This is a genomic window from Streptomyces sp. NBC_00193 (genome assembly GCF_026342735.1).
Classification (GTDB): Bacteria; Actinomycetota; Actinomycetes; order Streptomycetales; family Streptomycetaceae; genus Streptomyces; species Streptomyces stoeckheimensis.
Window position 1 is genome coordinate 1,073,009 of sequence record NZ_JAPEMM010000001.1, and the last position, 18,074, is coordinate 1,091,082.

An 18,074-nucleotide genomic window follows, 5' to 3' on the forward strand; every position below is an offset into this window, starting at 1 on the left:
TGTGGCGGATTAGCAGACAATAGCGTGCACGTTCCCCCTGTTGCCGGTGAACGAATAGGGTGACGTGCGCATCATCCTGGTGAGAGGGGGACGTCCAGTGTCGAAATCCGGTCAGCGGCGCCTGCTGCTGGTTTCCACGAATTACGCCCCCGAGCACACGGGCATCGGCCCGTACGCCACCCAGATCGCGGAGCACTGGGCGGATCTCGGTCACGAGACCCACGTCCTGGCGGGCATGCCCCACTACCCGGCCTGGTCCGTCGAGCCGGAGTACAAGGGGGCGCTGCGGCGCACGGAACAGCGCGCGGGTGTCACCGTGCACCGGCGCGCGCACACCGTTCCCCCGCGCCAAACCGCCCTCCGGCGGGCCCTTTTTGAAGGATCGATTCTGCTGCACGGCTCCGTGGCCCCGCCCCGGATGGCCAAGCCGGACGCGGTCCTCGCCCAGATGCCGAGCCTGGCCGGCGGCCTGCTCGCCGCCCGTCTCGCGGCACGCTGGAAGGTCCCCTTCGTCCCGGTCGTCCAGGACCTGATGGGCGCCGCCGCCGCGCAGAGCGGGATCAGCGGCGGGGACAAGGCGGCCGCGTTCGCCGGGCGGGCCGAGGCCCACGCCCTCAAGCGGGCCACCCTCGTCGGTGTGATCCACGAGACCTTCGTCGACCGGGTCGTCGGCATGGGCGTGGACCCCGAGCGGATCCGGCTCGTCCCCAACTGGTCCCACGTGGCGCTGCCCACCAAGCCGCGCGGACGGACCCGCCACCACCTCGGGTGGGCTCCCGACCAGACCGTCGTCCTGCACTCCGGGAACATGGGGCTCAAGCAGGGGCTGGAGGTCCTCGTCGGCGCCGCCCGGCTGGACCCGAGCGTCCGATTCGTGCTGATGGGCGACGGAAGCCAGCGCTCCGCCCTCGCCGACCTGGCGGCCGACGTTCCCAATCTCGACATCATCCCCCCTGCCGCGGACGGCGAGTTCCCGGATATCCTCGCCGCGGCGGACGTGCTCGCGGTCACGCAGCACGCCGCCGTGATGGACATGAGCGTGCCGTCCAAGCTGACCTCGTACTTCCAGGCCGGCCGTCCCGTCGTCGCCTCCGTCGCGGCGCTGGGCGGGACCGCCCAGGAAGTGGAGCGCTCGGGCGCCGGGGTGCTCGTACCGCCGGAGAACCCGGAGGCCCTGCTGAAGGCCGTGCGGGCGCTGGCCGAGGACCCCGCCGGCGCGGACGCGCTGGGGGCGGCCGGGCCGCGCCACGTGGCGGCGCACCTGAGCCGTGAGGCGGGCCTCGCCCGCATCGACGCACTGATGGACGAAGCACTTGGGGGTCCCCGGCCGTGATCGAGACCAACCGCCCGGCAGCGGCTCCGGCCGAGGACGAACCGGACCTGCTCCGGGACCAGTTCCGCCAGCTCCTGCGCTACCGCCGGCTCATCGGCGCGGGCGTGGGCATCGGCCTGCTCGGCGGGGTCTACCTCGGCGTCTCCACGGCGGACACCTACGTGGCCACCGCCGACATCGTGCTGCGCGCACCCACCGACGACCCCTTCAACCCGAGCCTCGCCCCCGACAAGGCGATCAACATCGGCTCGGAGCGGCAGGTCGCGCTCTCCAGCTCCATAGCCAACGAGGCCGCCAAGAAGCTCGGGGTCTCTGCCACCGGCTTCTCGGCCCTGCGCGCCGGTCTGCAGGTGACCAACCCCCCGCAGACGATGGTGCTGCGCTTCACCTACACCGCCTCCTCCCCCGCCGAGGCCGCCAAGCGCGCCAACGCGATGACCGAGGCCTACCTGCTCAAGCGGCAGGAAGCCCTCGACGTCACCCGCGACAAGATGGTCAAGGGCTACCAGGAGCAGCGCGATCCGGTGGTCAAGCAGCTCGAGGAGCTGTCCAAGCAGATCACCGGCATGCCGGCCGGTCCGGCGCGGGACGCCGCGTACTCCGCCAAGACCGACCAGCAGGGCAAGATCAACACCCTCAACGGCAACATCGCCAAGCTCCAGGCCCTGGACATGACCCCGGGCCGGGTCACCAGCACCGCCGTCCCGCCGCACGGGGCCGACGGCCCCGGACTGCCCATGTCGCTCGCGCTCGGCACGGCCGTGGGCCTCGCCCTGGGCCTGCTCGGCGCCTGGGTGCGCCTCGTCTTCGACCCGGCTCCGCGCTCCGAGGGCGACGTCGCCCGGGCCCTGCGGGCGCCCGTCCTGGGCTCCCTGCCGCGGAGCAAGGCCGACGGCGGGCCGCTGCTCGCGGCGGGCGAGGAGGACCCCCGGCTGGCCGAGGAGTTCCGCTCGGTGGCCTTCCGGCTCGCCTACGACTCCCGCTTCGCGGACCGGCGCCGCCTCCTCGTGGTCGCCCCGCGCGGCAGCAGCGAGATCGCCGCCGCCGTGGCGGTGAACCTGGCCGCCTCCTTCGCGGAGACCGGCAAGGACGTGCTCCTCATCGAGGCCGACCTGCGCACCCCGGTGCTGGCCAGCCAGCTGCCCACCGACGCCACCGGCCGGCCGCGCTGGAGCCAGTCGCAGGGCGGCCCCGGCGCGCAGCACGGGGACACCGAGTGGCCCGACGGCCGCCAGCTCCTCGTGGACGCCGGGGAATCGGGCAGTTTCGACCTGATCCCGGGCGAGCGGGTGCGCAACGTGCCCCGCGCGCTGACCTCGCAGCGGGCCTCCCGGCTGATCTCCGAGGCCGACTCCCCCAACTCCACCGTCGTGGTGCTCGCCCCGCCCGTGCTCTCGTACGCCGACGCCCTCGCGCTCGTCGACCGCGTCGACGGGGTCCTGGTGGTCTGCAACCCCGGCGCGGTGCGCCGCACCGACCTCTCCCGCATCCGCGAGCTGATCAGCGGGGCCGGCGGCACGGTGCTGGGCGCCGTCCTGCACGCACCGCTGCCGGGCGAGAAGAAGCGCGGCCTCGGCCGGGCCCCCAAGGGCGGCGACCCCGCCGCCGAGGAGCCCCGGCCCGCGCCGCCCGCGCCCGCCCCGGCGCCCTCGCCCGGTGCGCGGGAGCCGCAGCCGATCCCGTACGAGGTCGCTGCCGCCGACGCCGCCCAGCACGTCCCGGGCGACGGCACCGACACGGTCGCCCTGCGTACGGTCCGCACGGGCCGGCGGTGAGCCGGCGCGGCCTCGCGGCGGTCGCCTCGGTCCTGGACCAGGCCGCGTCCAGCGCCACGAACATCCTGGTCCTGGTGCTGGCCGCCCGGCTCTCCTCGGCGGCCGGCTTCGCCGACTTCACGATGGTCTACGTGACCTTCACCGTGCTGCTCGGCCTGAACATGGCCTACGTCGGCCAGACCCTGGTGCTGGAGAAGGACGACCCCGGCACCGGCCGCCTCGCCGCGGCCTGCCGCTCCGGCCTCGCCTTCACCGGGGCCGCCGGGGCGGCGGTCGGCGCCGTGGTGGCCCTCGCGGGCCTGCTGCTGCCCGGGGCCACCGGCCGGGCGTTCCTCGCGCTGGGACTCGTCCTGCCCCTGGTGCTGCTCCAGGACGGGCTGCGCTACTGCTTCTCCGCGCTGCGGGCGCCCCAGCGGGCGCTGGCCGCCGACGCACTGCGCCTCGCCTGCGTGGTGCCCGCACTGCTGCTCCAGCCCGAGGGCGCGTCGGCCGGGCGCCTGGTGCTGGTGTGGGGGGTCTCGGCGCTGCCCGCGCTCGCGCTGGGCCTGTGGCTGCTGCGGCCCTCCGTGCGCGGCGCCGCCGCCGACCTGCGGCCGTACCTGCGGCGCGGGCACCTCGGGCAGCGGTTCGTGGTCGAGTTCGCCGTGGGCAACGGCTCCAGCCAGCTCGCCGTCCTGGGACTCGGCGTCTTCGCGACCCCGCTGGCGGTGGGCGCGCTGCGCGGCGCGACCACCCTCTTCGGGCCGCTGAACGTGCTGTTCAACTCCGCGAACTCCTTCGGCCCGCCAATCGTCGGCCGGGCCTCGGGAAAGCGGGGCGTGGTCCGGCTGACCGCGCTGATGGGCGGCGCGCTCGCGGTGACCGGCGCCGCGTGGGGGGCCGTACTGTACGCGCTGCCGGAGCGGGCCGGCCGCGAACTGCTCGGCGACACCTGGCAGGCGGCGTCCGCGCTGCTGCCCGCGACCGGTGCCCAGTACGCCGTCATGGGGCTCGGCACCTGTGCGCTGCTGACCCTGCGGGTGCTGAACCCGAAGGCCACCCTCTCGCTCCAGGTGGTCTTCTCGCTGCTGTCGGTCGGGCTGCTGCTGGGCGGGTACGCCGCCTGGGGCGTGGCCGGGGCCGCCTGGGGCCTCGCCCTCGGCTCCGCTGCGAAGGCCGCGGCCGGCTGGCTGCGCGTGGCCCGGCTGCCCGCCCCCGCCCCGGACCCCGAACCGGCCGCCGCGGGCCCCTCGGACCAGGTCCGGGCGGCCTGAGGCAGGACCGGCTCCCTTGGTCAGGCCGGGGTGTCGCCGAAGCCCGCTTCGATCAGGGCGAACAGCTCCCGCATGGCCTGGTGCTGGTCCTCCTGACCGCGGATCAGGCTCGCGGTGTCCATCACGAAGCGGGCCAGCGCGGCGGACCTGAGGTCGCCCTCTGGAGCGCCGGTCTCCTCCGCGATGGCCGCGGCGAGCGCGACCTCGTGGCGCCGCCACATCCGGTCCCAGTACTCCTGCAGCTCCGGCGTCTCCCGGACCAGGTTGATGTGCGCGATCACCGCCGGGTCGTCGATCCGGCGGCTCGCCCGGGTCTCCACGAAGTGCTCGCGCAGGGAGTGCAGGACCGACTGCCCGGGCGCGCGGTCCCGTACGGCCGAGACGAGCGCGGCCTCGATGTCCTCGTCCTCGTCGAAGACGAGGGCTTCCTTGCTCGGGAAGTGCTTGAACAGCGTGGTCACCGAGACGTCGGCCGCCTCCGCCACGTCACGGACGCCGACCTTGTCGTACCCGTGCTCCAGGAACAGGCTCAGCGCGGCATCGGCCAGGGCCTTGCGGGTCTGGGCCTTCTTGCGCTCGCGGCGCCCCACGGTCTCGGTCATGACACCACTGTACCGGCGGTGCGTATTCGGTGCACAAGTTGAGTGGTTCCACCTTTAGCGCAGGGAGGTGGAACGGTCCTGCCGGTACGTGGCCACGAGCGCCAGGCACATCGCCGCGATGGCGATCCGGCCCGAGGCCTGGAGCAGCGGCCCGCGCAGCAGGATGAAGGAGTACCCGGCGACCAGCGGGACCACCGTGGAGATGAGACTGCCGGGCGGCGAGCTGCGCCGTGCGCGCTTCGCGTAACGCCGGTCGACGCGGGCGGAGGCGTACCCCATCCCCAGGAGCCCCGCCCCCATGCCCAGCGGCCCGAAGTCGATCCACAGCTCGGCCCAGATCGGCGAGGAGAGGTTGGTGTTGACCGTGCCCATCCACTGGCCGACCATCACGCCGGTGTCGCGCGGCTTGCCCGACCACACCGAGCGCGGCACCGCGAAGAAGACCGATCCCGCGAGCTGGCGCCCGTAGGAATGGCCGGGGCCCGATTCGGCGAAGGTGATGGTGTTCGCGAACATGCCGATCTGGTCGTAGTCCTTGAGCGCCATCGGCTCCAGGAACGAGGTCGTCTCGACCGGCTTGTAGTTCTTCTCGTCGTAGCGGAAGCGGTCCGCGAACGGGAAGATCAGCAGGGCGATCACCACGGCCATGGACAGCGCCACCCGGTACATCGCGGCGCTCACCGGGAAGACGGTGAAGAGCATCGCGAACATGACCGTGAGGAACCAGTAGCGCGGGTTGGAGATCGGGTTGTTGACGATCAGGTTGAGGACCATGAGCGCCGACCAGGTGACGATGATCGACATCTTCCGGCGGGCGAACTTCGAGGTGATCAGCCAGCGCGTGTACAGCAGCAGGGCCAACAGCGCGGGGACCGTGCCGAATCCGCGCAGCAGGGCCTGCCCGGCCTGGCCGTCCTGGGAGACGCCCGCCTCCTCGATGCCCGCGATGATCTCCTGGCGGCTGGAGAAGAACACCGCCGGACCGCCGAGCTTCACGATCAGGGCCGCCCCGCCCAGGAACGCCACGCCGGTCAGCACGTAGAGGCGCCTGCGGTGCGTCATGAGCGGGCGCGGCTCCTTCAGCGAACCGCCCGCGCGGCCGGCCGGCCGGTGCCGGGCCAGCAGGACGCCCACGTCGAAGACGGCGCAGCCGAGCAGCACCAGGCCGATGGAGGCGGTGAGGTCGGAGCGCGGGCCGACGACGGGGGTCGGGACCTGGCCGAGCACGGCCTGCGCGAGGGGGGCCACGCCCATGGCCATGTAGACGAAGAGCCAGAAGGAGCCCTGGAGCAGCTTGCGGCGGCTGGTCAGGACCATCGCCGAGAGCCGGGCGCCCGCGTACATGGTGAGCAGGAGCTGGAGCCAGAAGGCGGCATCGTGCTGACCGGCGCCGGGCTGCACGGCGACGAAGAGGGGCAGGAAGACGGTGAATCCGAGGGCCAGCGGGACGGAGAGCGCCCGGGAGAGCAGGGTCCGCGGCGTGGTGACCCGGCCCCAGCTCTTCTCCTCGCCGGGCCGCGGCGGCACCGCCCTGACCACCCCGGCAGCGGTCCCGCGCATGTCGGTCGCCACGCTCGCCCCCACCCCCTGTGCCTGATCCGGCCGCAGTCTAGTCTGAGCGCTCGGCGCCCGGGGAGGCGCCTTCGAAGGCGCCGTTGGGGGCCGCAGTGCGAGGGGGTGCCCGTGCGTGATCTTCCTGCCTTCACGCTGGCCGGATACGACAAGGGGCGCGGGCGGCTGACGCAGGCGCTCTGGTTCGCCGTGATGAACACGCTCTTCATGAGCTGGCTGTGCCCCGCCCGGCTGCGGGTCGCGCTGCTGCGGGCCTTCGGGGCGCGGATCGGCGAAGGGGTGCTGATCCGCCACCGGGTGCGGGTGCTGTGGCCCTGGAAGCTGACCGTGGGCGACCACGCGTGGATCGGCGAGGGCGCCTGGATACTCAACCTGGAGCCCGTGACGATCGGCGCGCACGCCTGCGTCTCGCAGGAGGCGCTGCTGTGCACCGGCTCGCACGACCACCGGGCCGCCGACTTCCGCTACCGCAACGCGCCGGTCACCGTCGAGGACGGCGCGTGGGTGGCGGTACGGGCCACCGTGCTGGCCGGGGTGACCATCGGCCGGTGCGCGGTCGCCGGCGCCGGGTCCGTGGTCCACAAGGACCTCCCCGCGCTGACCCTGCAGACCCAGGACGGGCACCGCCGCCCGGTCAAGGAGCCGAATTGAATCCTCCCCGCTTTAAGGGGCGGGGATTCCTGGCTCACGTTGGCTGTGGACCTGCGGTCCGTCAGCTCTTACACGATCGGCACCAGCCGGGTTGAGACCAGCCCGGACCAGCATCACGCGGGCGGAGTTCTTGTCCCTGGGGGACACGGCTCCGCACGCGGTGCAGGTGTAGGTACGTTCAGAGAGAGGTAGTGCGTGCTTGGTTCTCGCTCCGCACTGCGCACAATCCATGGTGGTATGCGCGGGGTGGACAAGCTGCACGATGCGCCCGTGCTTGCGGCCCATCTCGATGAGCGCCGTCTTGGCGGCGGAGATGGCGGCGTCGGCGGCCTTGCGGGCCATGGTCGACTTGGCGAGGAACTTCGGCCGGAAGTCCTCCACCGCGAGGGCGTCGTGGTCGCGGACCACAGCCTTGGCCCACTTGCGGCCGGTGTCCTGACGCTGCCGCGCCACCTTCTTGTGGAGCCTCGCCGCCTGCTTCTTCGCCGCCCGGTAGCCCCTCGACCCGGGCTCGCCCTTCACCGGCTTCCGGCGCGCCATCATCCGCTGATAACGGGCGAGCCCGGCAGCCACTTTCTTCCCGTGCTCGGGGTGCGGGAGGTCATGGGCGTCACTCGTGGTGGTCGCCGTCTCCCTCACACCCCAGTCGATGCCGATCACCGCGCCCATCTCCGGGAGCGGCTGGACTTCTGCGGAGACAACGAAGGACGCGTACCAGTGGCCGAGGCTGTCGCGGTAGATCCGTACCGACGACGGGTCCGCCGGGAGGCTACGGGACCAGACCACCCTCAGGCTGATCCCACCCGCGAGGTGCAGACAGCCGTCTTTGATCCGGAAACCACGACGGGTGTAATTGAGCGTGGGATCGGCCTGGGACTTCTTCTTGAACTTCGGCATCCCCGCCCGCTGCCGCATCGGCAACCGGGCCTTGATGTCCTTGAGCGCCTTGGCCCGGGACTTCCCGAAGTCCCGGATCAGCTGCTGCTGCGGAACACTGCTGCCATCGCGCAACCACCCGTTCATGGTGCGGGTTTCGGTCAGCATCTTGTCCAGTCGTGCGGGGCCGCACTTCTTGCCCTCGGCGCGGGCCCTCTTCGACCGAGCGGTGCATTCGTTCCAGATCCAGCGGCACCGGTCCCACTCACCCGACAACTTGGCGAGCGCGGTGGACGACACACGAAGCCGGTAGGTGAACCGGGCGTGCCCGGTCTCTTCCGTCTCCTGAGATGCCGCCATGCGCTCAACCTAGACCCGCCCACTGACAACGCAAGAAAGCGCAGCTCACAACAGATGCGAGCAGAACTCCGGCGCTCCGCGCCCACGACGGCGGGACCCACTCCTCCCCAGACCGAAGCCCTGAGCATCCTGGGAGAGATCCAGTGAAAGTCCTGCACGCCGTCACCCTGCACTCCCCCACGCACGCCTTCGGCGGGCCGGTACGGGTTGCGCTGAACCTGGCCAAGGGGCTGCGGGCCCGCGGGCACGAGGCGAACCTGCTGGCGCTGGGCGAGGGGTTCCCCGAGCCCTGGCCCACCTCGGTGGAGGGGGTCCCGGCGAAGCTCTTCCCCGCCCGGCGCCTGCTCCCCCTCGGCTTCAGCGGGATGACCTCGCCGGCCCTGCTCGCCTCCGCGGGCCGCCTGGTGCGGGGCGCCGACGTGGTCCACGTCCACCTGGCGCGGGACCTGGTCACCCTGCCCGTCGCCCTGGCGGCGCTGCGGGCCGGCACCCCGCTGGTCCTGCAGACCCACGGCATGGTCGACCCGAGCGGGAAGCTGCTGGCCAAGGTGCTGGACGCGGTGGCGGTACGCCGTCTGCTGCGCGGCGCCGACGCGCTGCTGTACCTCACCCCGCACGAGCGCGAGGGCCTCGACGCGGTGGCCGGGGCACCCCTCCCGAACACCGTCCGGCTGGTCAACGGCACCCCGGCCCAGGAGGAGCGCCCCGCCCCGTCCGGGCCTCCGCGGATCCTCTACTCGGCCCGCCTGCAGGCCCGTAAACGCCCGGTGGACTTCGTGGACGCCGCCCCGGCCGTCCTGGCGGTGCACCCGGACGCGGAGTTCGTCGTGGCCGGCCCGGACGAGGGCGAACTCGCGGCGGTGCGCGCCCGGATCACGGAGCTGGGCCTCTCCGCGCGCTTCACCGTCCCGGGCGCCCTGTCCGGCACGGAGGTCCTGACGGAGCTGCGCCGCGCCCACGTCTACGTGCTCCCCTCGGTGGACGAGCCGTTCCCGATGTCGGTCCTGGAGGCCCTGTCGGTGGGCGTCCCCTCGGTGGTGACCCATTCCAACGGCCTGGCCCGCGACATCGCCCGCGCGGGCGCGGGTCGCGCGGTGGACCCGGGCCCGGCGGGCGTGGCGGAAGCGGTCCTGTCCCTCCTGGACCCGGCCGAGAACGCCACGACCTCGAAGGCCGCCCGCGAACTGGCCTCGTCCGCCTTCTCGATGGACGCCGTCCTGGACACGCTGCTGGGGGTCTACGCGGACATCTCCGCCTGAGGAGGCCGGCCTGCGAGTTCTCGGGCCTCGGCCATGACCTCGGCGTCGACTTCGGCCACGGTTCTGTTGCCGTATTCAAGGGTCCCGTACTCGTCGTCGAGCTGGGCGAGCCGCTCGGTCAGGGGCAGCGCGTGGCCGTAGCGGCGGTGGATTCGGAGCGTGAACTCCGAAGGGGTGAAGGCGCCGGCGAGCATGCGGCGGGCGAGCGCCTGGACTGCGGCTTCGGTCGGCGTCATCGGCCCATCGTGCCTCCGCGGCCCGTCCGGGTCGAACCGGTTTCACCGAAGGTGCCGGTCGGGAGCCCGCTGTGCACGGCCGCGGCTCCGGGTTCGGTTCAGAGGCCGCGGCGGGTTTCGTCGACCACCGGGAGGGCGCCGACGCGGCGGCGCTTGAGGACGCTCGCGTAGACCGCGAGGCCGATGGCGCCCGCGACCATCATGATGACCCCGACCAGGTCGAGGTTGACGCTCTGCAGCTGCCAGTCGCTCGCGAAGGTGAGGATGGCCCCCACCACGATCAGGCCTATGCAGCCGCTGATGCCCCTCATCGCATTCGCCTCCAGATTCGTGGACGGGGTGCAGCCCCGCCGTCTGGAGGCGCGGATGCCCCCGATGCGGGGGCGTTTGCGTTCGGGGCGGGGTGGAGGAGGGACTACGCCGGGATCCAGGCGTAGCAGCCGTTCGAGACGAACTGGGCCGTGCCGGCCGGGATCTTGGCGGTGATCTTGTCGCCCGGCTTCAGCGGGGTCTCCGGGCCCGAGGCGAGGGCGGCGCCGTCCTTGCCCTTGGCCTCCCAGGTGCACGTCGTGCTCTGGGTCAGCGCGCGGTAGGTGCCCGCCGCCGGGGATTCCTTCGTACCGTCCGGGAAGCCCTTCGCCGCCGCGTCGAGGACCGGCTTCTGCTCCGGGCAGAGGAAGGTGATCGCGTCCTTGGCGCCCGGGATCTCCCCGGCGACGAGGGCGCCGACCGCCGCGTCCTTGTCCCGCTTCGCCGTGCGCTCCACCCGCTGGCAGGCCTCCTGGCCGCTCTGCAGGACGGCCGCCGGGTCCATCTTCTCGGGGACCCTGCCGCTCAGGTACTGCTTCTGCGGCGCGGTGAAGCTGCCCGTCTTCGGGACGAGCTTCGCGTCCGGCAGGACGGGACCCGTCGGCTTCGCGTCCGGGGAGGCCGGCGCCGGGGTGTCCGTGGCGTCGGCCGGGTCGGGGGCCGACGAGACGGCCGGCGGCTTGGGCGAGGCGGCCGAGACTTCGTCCTTGCCGTCGCCGCCCGAACTGCAGGCCGTCAGCGTCAGGGCGGCGGCGAGCAGCACAGCGGCCGCTGCGGAGCGTCGGTACATGAGGTGGCTCCCGTACGTATGAGATGGGCGTGCGGGGCCCGGCCGTCGAAGCGGCCGGGCCCCGCACTCCGTCAAGCGGTTACTTCGCGCCGAAGGTGAGGGTCAGCTGCGGCTTGGCGTCCACGGCCGTGGACTCCGAGGACCAGATCCACAGCGGGTTGGTACCCGTGCTCGTCAGGCCCAGGCTGTAGCTGCTGCCCAGCACCGCGGAGAGCGCGGCGGTGTCCAGCGACGTGCTCTGGACCGCCGAACCGTCCGGCACTCCCGCGAAGGAGCCGAGCGGGGTGGTGCCCAGGGTGGGCTTGCTGTTGAAGGTCGTGCCCGCACCGCTCCACGTACCGGTGACCGGGACCACCGAGACGGTGTCGGTGGTGCCGGCACTCGCCACGGTCGTGGTCTTGACCTGGAGGGACGCGGACTTCAGCACCGTGCCGGCCGGGGCGGCCGGGATGTCGAAGCGCAGGTACGTCTCGTAGGCCGAGGTGCCGCGGACGGCCAGCGAGGCGGACGCGCCGTAGGCGGTGCTGGGAGCGCCCTGGTTGATGTAGGTGTCCTCGGTCGCGGTGACCTTGGAGACCGTGTCCGTGGCGGCCTTGGCCAGGTTGTAGTGGTTCTTGACCTGGGCCTCGGTCAGCACCTTCGGGTAGACGGCCGTCTCGTCGATCTGGCCGGCGAAGAAGTTGCTGGTCGGCCGGGACGGCCAGCCGGCGAGGTTGTCGCCGCCGACGTGCCAGTAGCCCTCGATCGCCTGGGAGCCGGTGACGTTCAGGGTGCCCTTGGACTGGCCGTCCACGTACAGCGCCATGCCGGCGGGACCCTGGGTGGCGACGACGTGGTGCCACTTGTTGTCGTTGTACGTGTCCAGCAGGCCGGTGGAGACGGTCTTCGTGGAGCCCGGGTTGACCCCGAAGAAGATCCGGCCGGTGTTGGTCATGTAGAGGTGCTTGTCGTACAGGTTGCTGTTGCGGTCCTGGTTGGTGCCGAAGCCGAGCAGCTTGCCGCCGCGCGTGCTGTTCGTCTTGAACCAGGTCTCCAGCGTGTAGCTGCTGCCGACCGTCTGGCGGTGGTCGCTGTACACCTGCTGGCTGGTGCCGTTGAAGCCCATGGCCGTGCTGGCTCCGGTGACGGCGCCGGGGGTCTGGCGCAGCGCCGGGGCGTTGAGCTGGATGCCGCTGGTGTTGCCGGAGACCGAGGAGTCGGCCACGTACGGGCTGACGACGTCGTCGTAGCGCCAGTACAGGTTGGCGCCGTCCTCTCGGACCTGGTTGGGGTACGCGCTGACCGTGGTCGGGACCGAGACCGAGACGGTGGCCGACAGGGCGCTGGTGTTGCCCGCCGCGTCGGTGGCGGTGACCCGGTAGCTGTAGGACACGCCGGCCTTGACCGTGGCGTCCGTCCAGGAGGCCTGCTGGCGCAGCCACTCCAGGGAGTTCGCGCTGACGGTGGCGATCGGGGTCGCGGAGCCGTTGCGGTAGATGCGGTAGGTCAGCTTGCTGTCGTCCGCGTCGTAGCTGGCGCGCCAGCGGACCTGGACCTCGCCGGGCTTGACGCTGGAGACGCTCGCGACGGGGGTGGTCGGGGCGCCGACGTCGCCGGTGGAGGCGAAGCGGGTCAGGGCCTGCTGGGCCTTGCCGTTGATGAGGGTGAACTCACCGCCGACCCACATGTACTTGGTGGCGCCCGTCTCCGCGATGGCCATCACGCGCGGGCCGATGCCCTCGCCGAGGCCGTCGTTGGCGGTGGGGTGCCAGCCGAGCTTGCCCGGGCTGCGCACGAATCCGCCCACGGGCGCGGGGGCCTGGCCGGCGGCCCAGTCGGTGTTCTGCGCCAGCAGGAAGTGGCGCTTGCCGTCCGGGAACTCGCCCTCGGAGGTGCAGTTGTGCGCGTGCGAGGAGCTGTAGAGGACTCCGTCGTACGGCAGCACGAACTGGGTCGCGCCCAGGCACTGGTCGCGCCACTTCTCGTTGAAGTCGGTGGCGAGGGCGACGCGGCCGTCGAAGCCGCCGGTGCCCTCGGCGCCGGTGTAGTAGCCCGTGGCGTCGGCCGTGATGGACTTGATGACCGACATCGAGGGGATGGTGCCGTACGTCTTGGCGACGGCTCCGGTGGTGGCGTTCACGACGGCGAGCGCGTGGCTCTGGGCTCCGTTGACGGTGAAGAAGTCACCGCCCAGCAGGACGTTCTTGCCGTCGCTGCTGAGCTGGAGCGCGCGGCCGGGCTCGTCGGCGTTGGCGACGAAGGGCTTGAGCGCACCGGAGGTGGCGTCGACCGCGGCGAACCGCTCGCGGGCCGCGCCCTCGACGGTGCTGAAGTCGCCTGCCGCGTACAGGGTGCTGTCGGAGGCGACGAGCGCGCGCACGGTGGCGGGGAACTTCGGGTGGAACGAGGCTTTGGGGGTGCAGGTCGCGATGTCGATGGCGGCGACGCTGTTGACCGGGGTTCCGTTGACGGCGGCGAAGTAGCCGCCGGCGTACAGGGTCTTCTTGTCCTTCGAGACGGTGAGGGCGCGCACGGTCGCGCTGCCGTCGCCGATGGTGAAGGAGAGCTTGCAGGCGGTGGGGGCACCGGTCGCCGCGTCGAGCGCGACGAAGTTCACGGCTTCCTGCTCCGCACCGGCGCCGCCGGTGGGCGGGCGGACGGCGGAGAAGGTGCCACCGGCGAAGACGGTGCCGTTGGCCTCGGCCATCGCCCAGACGATCCCGTTGGGCTGCCACGTCGGCAGGTTGTCGGCGGTGAAGGCCACCGGCTGCGTGATGGCCGACGCCTCGGGTATCAGCACCAGGCCTATCGCGGTGCCGGCGCCGGCCAGTGACAGGGCGAGGGCAGCAGTCAGCCCTCTGGATCTACGCATGAGCCCCCCAGGGCAATTGCCCGGCTTGAATGGCTGGTTCGGCATCTTTCGGAACAGCCATATGTACTTGGCGCAGACTAGGGCTCAGCGAAGGGCCTGGTCACCACGCTTGACCCATTGCATACCAACTTGGAATCAACGGGTCCGGTCGCGGATGGAGCACTACGGACATACGGCGGATTTGCCCCGGCCACGCCCGCCGTTGGCTGCGCGCATGACCGGGACAGGGCAAATCGTAGGCGAAATATAAGGCCTCAGCGGTCGATGCGGACGCTGGCCCCCGCCAGTTGGTCCTCGACCTGCCGGATGTCGGAATCCACCATGATCCTGGCCAGCTCGGCCACCAGGACCGTCGGCTTCCAGCCGAGCAGGTCGTGGGCCTTGGAGGCGTCGCCGATCAGGGCGTCGACCTCGCTGGGGCGCTCGTACTTGGGGTCGTAGCGCACGTGCTCGTTCCAGTCGAGACCGGCGTGCGTGAAGGAGGCCTCGACGAACTCGCGGACGGTGGCGGCGACCCCGGTGGCCACGACATAGTCGGTGGGCTCGTCCTGCTGGAGCATCCGCCACATGGCGTCCACGTACTCGGGGGCGTAGCCCCAGTCGCGGACGGCGTCGAGGTTGCCGAGGTAGAGCTTCTCCTGGAGGCCCGCCTTGATCCGGGCGACCGCGCGGGTGATCTTGCGGGTCACGAAGGTCTCGCCGCGGCGCGGGGACTCGTGGTTGAAGAGGATCCCGTTCACGGCGAACATTCCGTACGCCTCGCGGTAGTTCACCGTCGTCCAGTACGCGAACACCTTCGCGGCGCCGTACGGGCTGCGCGGGTGGAACGGGGTGGCCTCGTTCTGCGGGGGCGGGGTGGCGCCGAACATCTCCGAGGAGGAGGCCTGGTAGATGCGGGTGTCCACGCCGCTGGCCCGGATCGCCTCCAGCAGGCGCAGGGCGCCGAGGCCGGTCACGTCGCCGGTGTAGAGCGGGGCGTCGAAGGAGACGCGGACGTGCGACTGGGCGCCGAGGTTGTAGACCTCGTCGGGGCGTATCTCGCGGAGCAGGTTCACCAGGGCGACGCCGTCGGAGAGGTCGGCGTGATGCAGGACGAGGGAACGGTTCGCCGTCTGCGGGTCCTGGTAGATGTGGTCGATCCGCTCCGTGTTGAAGCTGGAGGACCGCCGCACGAGCCCGTGCACCGTGTAGCCCTTGGAGAGCAGGAGTTCTGCGAGGTACGAGCCGTCCTGCCCGGTGACGCCGGTGATCAGCGCGGTCTTGCCCATGGGGTCCCCCTGGGGATCGTTGCGGTGCGGTGCGGTGCGGTGCGGTCGTGGCCCGGGGCTGCGCCCCGGATGCTGCGGGGTTCCGCCCCCAGGGGGCTGGAGACGGGTACCAGACCGGTACCGTACACGCTCCGTCCAGGCCCCCTCCCACCGGATCGGACCCCCGGCGGGCGGGCCGGGGCCGGCCTCCCCGGCGGGCCGGCCTGGCCCGGCCTCCCCCGTGAAACGGCGGCCGGCGGACTGGCATCATCGGCGGTATGACAAGTTCGCCGTTCCTGCCCCCGAACGCCCGCGTCTTCGTCGCCGGCCACCGCGGCCTCGTCGGGTCCGCGGTCGTCCGCCGGCTCACCGCCGACGGGTACGAGGTGCTCACCCGCGGCCGCGCCGACCTCGATCTGCGCGATGCCGCCGCGACCGGGGCGTACCTGCGGGACGTCCGGCCCGACGCCGTCGTCCTGGCCGCCGCCAAGGTCGGCGGGATCATGGCCAACAGCACGTTCCCGGTGCAGTTCCTGGAGGACAACCTCAAGATCCAGCTGAGCGTCGTCGCCGGGGCGCACGCGGCGGAGGTCGGCCGGCTGCTGTTCCTCGGCTCCTCCTGCATCTACCCCAAGCTGGCCCCGCAGCCCATCAGCGAGGACGCCCTGCTGACCGGCCCGCTGGAGCCGACGAACGAGGCGTACGCCCTGGCGAAGATCGCCGGCATCGTCCAGGTCCAGTCGTACCGCAAGCAGTACGGGGCCTCGTACATCTCGGCCATGCCCACGAACCTCTACGGCCCGGGCGACAACTTCGATCTGGAGTCCTCGCACGTCCTGCCCGCCCTCATCCGGCGCTTCCACGAGGCCGCCGCCGAGGGGCGCGAGGAGGTCACGCTGTGGGGATCGGGCACGCCCCGCCGGGAGTTCCTGCACGTGGACGACCTGGCCGCGGCGTGCGCCGTGCTGCTGCGCGAGTACGACGGCGCCGAGCCGGTGAACATCGGCTGTGGCGAGGACCTGACCATCAAGGCCCTCGCGGAGACGGTCGCCGAGGTGACCGGCTTCCGCGGCAGGCTCGCCTGGGACACCTCGAAGCCCGACGGGACGCCCCGCAAGCTGCTGGACGTGACCCGGCTGCGCGGGCTCGGCTGGAAGCCCGCGGTCCCGCTGCGCGAGGGCATCGCCGCCACGTACGCCTGGTGGCGCGAGCAGAGCAACGGGCAGGACGGCGGACGGAGCTGATCCCAAGGCGGGATCCCCGGTGCCTCAGTAGGCTCCGCGACCGTCGACCACGGCGCGGAGCGTGCGGCCCATGACGTCGACGTCACTGGTGAACGACCAGTTGTCCACGTACTGCAGGTCGAGCTGGATCGTCTCGTCCCACGAGAGGTCGGACCTCCCGCTGATCTGCCACAGCCCGGTCATCCCGGGCCGCACCGCGAGCCGGCGCAGTTCGACCTCGTCGTACTCGGCCACCTCTTCCGGCAGCGGCGGGCGCGGGCCGACCAGTGACATGTTGCCCGCCACCACGTTGATGAGCTGCGGCAGTTCGTCCATGGACGTGCGGCGCAGCAGCCGTCCCACCCGGGTCACCCGGGGGTCGCGGCGCATCTTGAACATCAGGCCGTCGTTCTCGTTCGCCCCGGACAGCTCGGCCTTCTGCGCATCGGCGTCCACGACCATCGTGCGGAACTTCCACATGACGAAGGGGACCCCGTCGCGGCCTATGCGCCGCTGCCGGTAGAAGGCGGGCCCGCGCGAGCCGCAGCGGATCGCCAGGACCATGGCGAGGAAGGCCGGCGCCAGCAGGACCAGTCCGAGCGCCGCGCCCGCCCGGTCCAGTACGGACTTCAGCAGGGGCTGCATGCCGCGGCTCACCGGCGGCATCACCCGCAGGATGGCCAGGCCGCCCGCGGACAGGGTCTCCAGGCGCTTGACGGAGACCTCCACCAGCCCGGGGAAGACAGCCAGTTCGAGCCCGGCGTCGTGCAGGGCCCAGGAGATCCGCCGCAGCCGCTCCCCCGCGAGCCGGGCACCGGGTGCGACGAGCACCAGGTCGGCGCGGTGGGCGTCGACGGCATCGAGCACGGCGGCGGAGTCCCCGTTCGGGGACTGCGCCATCGCGGAGCCGAGGCGCGCGGCCACGGGCACCCCGCTGTCCAGGCCGCCGGGACCCACCGGGACCACGCCGACCACCACGTAGGGGTGGTCGGTGCGCGCGGCGAGGTGTCCGATGACGGACTCGGCGGCGTCGGGCTCCCCGACGACCAGGACCCGGCTCACCGCCTGGGCTTCGCGCCGGGCGGCGGAGAGGTGGCGGTAGGTCAGCTTGTGGCAGGCGATGGTGATCAGCAGGGCGGGTACGAGGGCGCCGAGGGCGGACAGCCGGGGGGTGTTCTCACCCGTGACCACGCGGGCCACGGCGAGTACGCCGATCAGAATCAGCCAGTCGTGCAGGACCGGCAGGACTCCTCGGGATTCGCCGAGCGCGCGGCCCGCGTAGCGCCGGCGCATCAGCTGCACGCCGGTCCAGGCGAGGGCCGTGCCGAGGGCGCAGAACATCGGCCGTGCCTGCTGGGCGGCCTCGAAGACCAGGCCGACGGGGACTCCCGCGCCGATCAGGTCCGCGGCGACCGCGGCGGGCAGGTACCAACGGGCCTTGTCGCGCAGGCCCCTGGCCGGCATGGCCGACTTCCTGGCCGAGCCGGCCACTCTTTGCACAGGTATATGGACATGCCTCATGAGGCCCCCCTGGCACGTGGTCTATGACGGTGGCGCGAGTCCGCGGCTTCCCCAAACCGTGGACGTCAGGCGCACCGGGAAACAGTACGACAAACGCCAGTACGGTAAATGCCGTTTCCCGGAACCGGACATCTTGTTGCCCAAGCGTTAGCCGCCGGCCGTCCGCATTCCGACCGCGGGACGCGCCCCCCTCTCATCCCAAAGTGAATGTTCCGC

15 protein-coding genes are annotated in these 18,074 nt (G+C 72.1%); 6 read left to right on the forward strand and 9 right to left on the reverse strand.

Translation table 11 applies throughout. The features are described 5' to 3' along the window. Window positions 1-127: 127 nt before the first annotated feature. The 3 genes from OG898_RS04385 to OG898_RS04395 are packed head-to-tail and all read left to right on the forward strand — an operon-like array spanning window position 128 to window position 4,361. Window positions 128-1,333: a glycosyltransferase gene (locus tag OG898_RS04385; protein ID WP_250744820.1), complete on the forward strand. Its 1,206-nt coding sequence runs from the start codon at window positions 128-130 to the stop codon at window positions 1,331-1,333. Continuing rightward, on the forward strand, window positions 1,330-3,108 hold the full coding sequence (locus OG898_RS04390; RefSeq protein WP_266955077.1) for a polysaccharide biosynthesis tyrosine autokinase: 1,779 nt from the start codon (window positions 1,330-1,332) through the stop codon (window positions 3,106-3,108). Before OG898_RS04385 ends, OG898_RS04390 begins: the two co-directional genes overlap by 4 nt. After that, on the forward strand, window positions 3,105-4,361 hold the full coding sequence (locus OG898_RS04395) for a hypothetical protein (RefSeq protein ID WP_250744807.1): 1,257 nt from the start codon (window positions 3,105-3,107) through the stop codon (window positions 4,359-4,361). Before OG898_RS04390 ends, OG898_RS04395 begins: the two co-directional genes overlap by 4 nt. Before the next feature lie 20 nt (window positions 4,362-4,381). Here OG898_RS04395 and OG898_RS04400 read toward each other — a convergent pair whose 3' ends face one another. Together OG898_RS04400 and OG898_RS04405 are read right to left on the reverse strand one after the other, a co-directional pair. Next, window positions 4,382-4,963 carry a TetR/AcrR family transcriptional regulator gene (locus tag OG898_RS04400; RefSeq protein ID WP_250744806.1) on the reverse strand — a complete coding sequence of 194 codons (582 nt, stop codon included), beginning with the start codon at window positions 4,961-4,963 and terminating at the stop codon, window positions 4,382-4,384. A 54-nt stretch (window positions 4,964-5,017) separates the two neighbouring features. Continuing rightward, window positions 5,018-6,523: a hypothetical protein gene (locus tag OG898_RS04405; RefSeq protein ID WP_266960074.1), complete on the reverse strand. Its 1,506-nt coding sequence runs from the start codon at window positions 6,521-6,523 to the stop codon at window positions 5,018-5,020. A gap of 123 nt (window positions 6,524-6,646) precedes the next feature. Between OG898_RS04405 and OG898_RS04410 the strand changes: the two genes are divergently transcribed. After that, the gene (locus OG898_RS04410) at window positions 6,647-7,186 is read left to right on the forward strand and encodes a WcaF family extracellular polysaccharide biosynthesis acetyltransferase (RefSeq protein ID WP_266955080.1); all 540 of its coding nucleotides are present in this window, start codon (window positions 6,647-6,649) and stop codon (window positions 7,184-7,186) included. A gap of 12 nt (window positions 7,187-7,198) precedes the next feature. Here the strand turns inward: OG898_RS04410 and OG898_RS04415 are convergent, their stop codons facing one another. Beyond that, complete coding sequence (locus OG898_RS04415; protein WP_266955082.1) at window positions 7,199-8,422, reverse strand: transposase; 1,224 nt, start codon at window positions 8,420-8,422, stop codon at window positions 7,199-7,201. 143 nt (window positions 8,423-8,565) lie between these two features. Between OG898_RS04415 and OG898_RS04420 the strand changes: the two genes are divergently transcribed. Continuing rightward, entirely contained in the window at window positions 8,566-9,681 is a 1,116-nt protein-coding gene (locus tag OG898_RS04420; protein ID WP_266955084.1) for a glycosyltransferase, read from the forward strand. Here the strand turns inward: OG898_RS04420 and OG898_RS04425 are convergent. The 5 genes from OG898_RS04425 to gmd all read right to left on the reverse strand — a co-directional run bounded on the left by OG898_RS04425 (window position 9,660) and on the right by gmd (window position 15,135). Continuing rightward, window positions 9,660-9,917, reverse strand: coding sequence for a hypothetical protein (locus tag OG898_RS04425; protein WP_266955086.1), 258 nt, complete (start codon window positions 9,915-9,917; stop codon window positions 9,660-9,662). The two genes, OG898_RS04420 and OG898_RS04425, sit on opposite strands and share 22 nt — an antisense overlap. A 98-nt stretch (window positions 9,918-10,015) precedes the next feature. Continuing rightward, a complete protein-coding gene (locus tag OG898_RS04430; RefSeq protein ID WP_250744801.1) occupies window positions 10,016-10,228 on the reverse strand; it encodes a hypothetical protein in 213 nt (70 codons plus the stop codon). Between the two features lie 104 nt (window positions 10,229-10,332). Then, the gene (locus OG898_RS04435; RefSeq protein WP_266955088.1) at window positions 10,333-11,016 is read right to left on the reverse strand and encodes a hypothetical protein; all 684 of its coding nucleotides are present in this window, start codon (window positions 11,014-11,016) and stop codon (window positions 10,333-10,335) included. A 79-nt stretch (window positions 11,017-11,095) separates the two neighbouring features. Next, window positions 11,096-13,867 (reverse strand): LamG-like jellyroll fold domain-containing protein, encoded by a 2,772-nt coding sequence (locus OG898_RS04440; RefSeq protein WP_250744799.1) that lies wholly within the window; start codon window positions 13,865-13,867, stop codon window positions 11,096-11,098. Between the two features lie 254 nt (window positions 13,868-14,121). Then, window positions 14,122-15,135, reverse strand: a complete 1,014-nt coding sequence (gmd, locus tag OG898_RS04445) for a GDP-mannose 4,6-dehydratase (RefSeq protein WP_250744798.1) — start codon at window positions 15,133-15,135, stop codon at window positions 14,122-14,124. A 257-nt stretch (window positions 15,136-15,392) separates the two neighbouring features. Here gmd and OG898_RS04450 point away from each other — a divergent pair, with 257 nt between their 5' ends. Then, window positions 15,393-16,358, forward strand: a complete 966-nt coding sequence (locus OG898_RS04450) for a GDP-L-fucose synthase (RefSeq protein ID WP_250744797.1) — start codon at window positions 15,393-15,395, stop codon at window positions 16,356-16,358. 24 nt (window positions 16,359-16,382) lie between these two features. On the opposite strand, the gene OG898_RS04455 is transcribed toward OG898_RS04450, so the two are convergent. Then, window positions 16,383-17,801, reverse strand: coding sequence for a sugar transferase (locus tag OG898_RS04455; RefSeq protein ID WP_266955091.1), 1,419 nt, complete (start codon window positions 17,799-17,801; stop codon window positions 16,383-16,385). Between the last annotated feature and the right edge of the window lie 273 nt (window positions 17,802-18,074).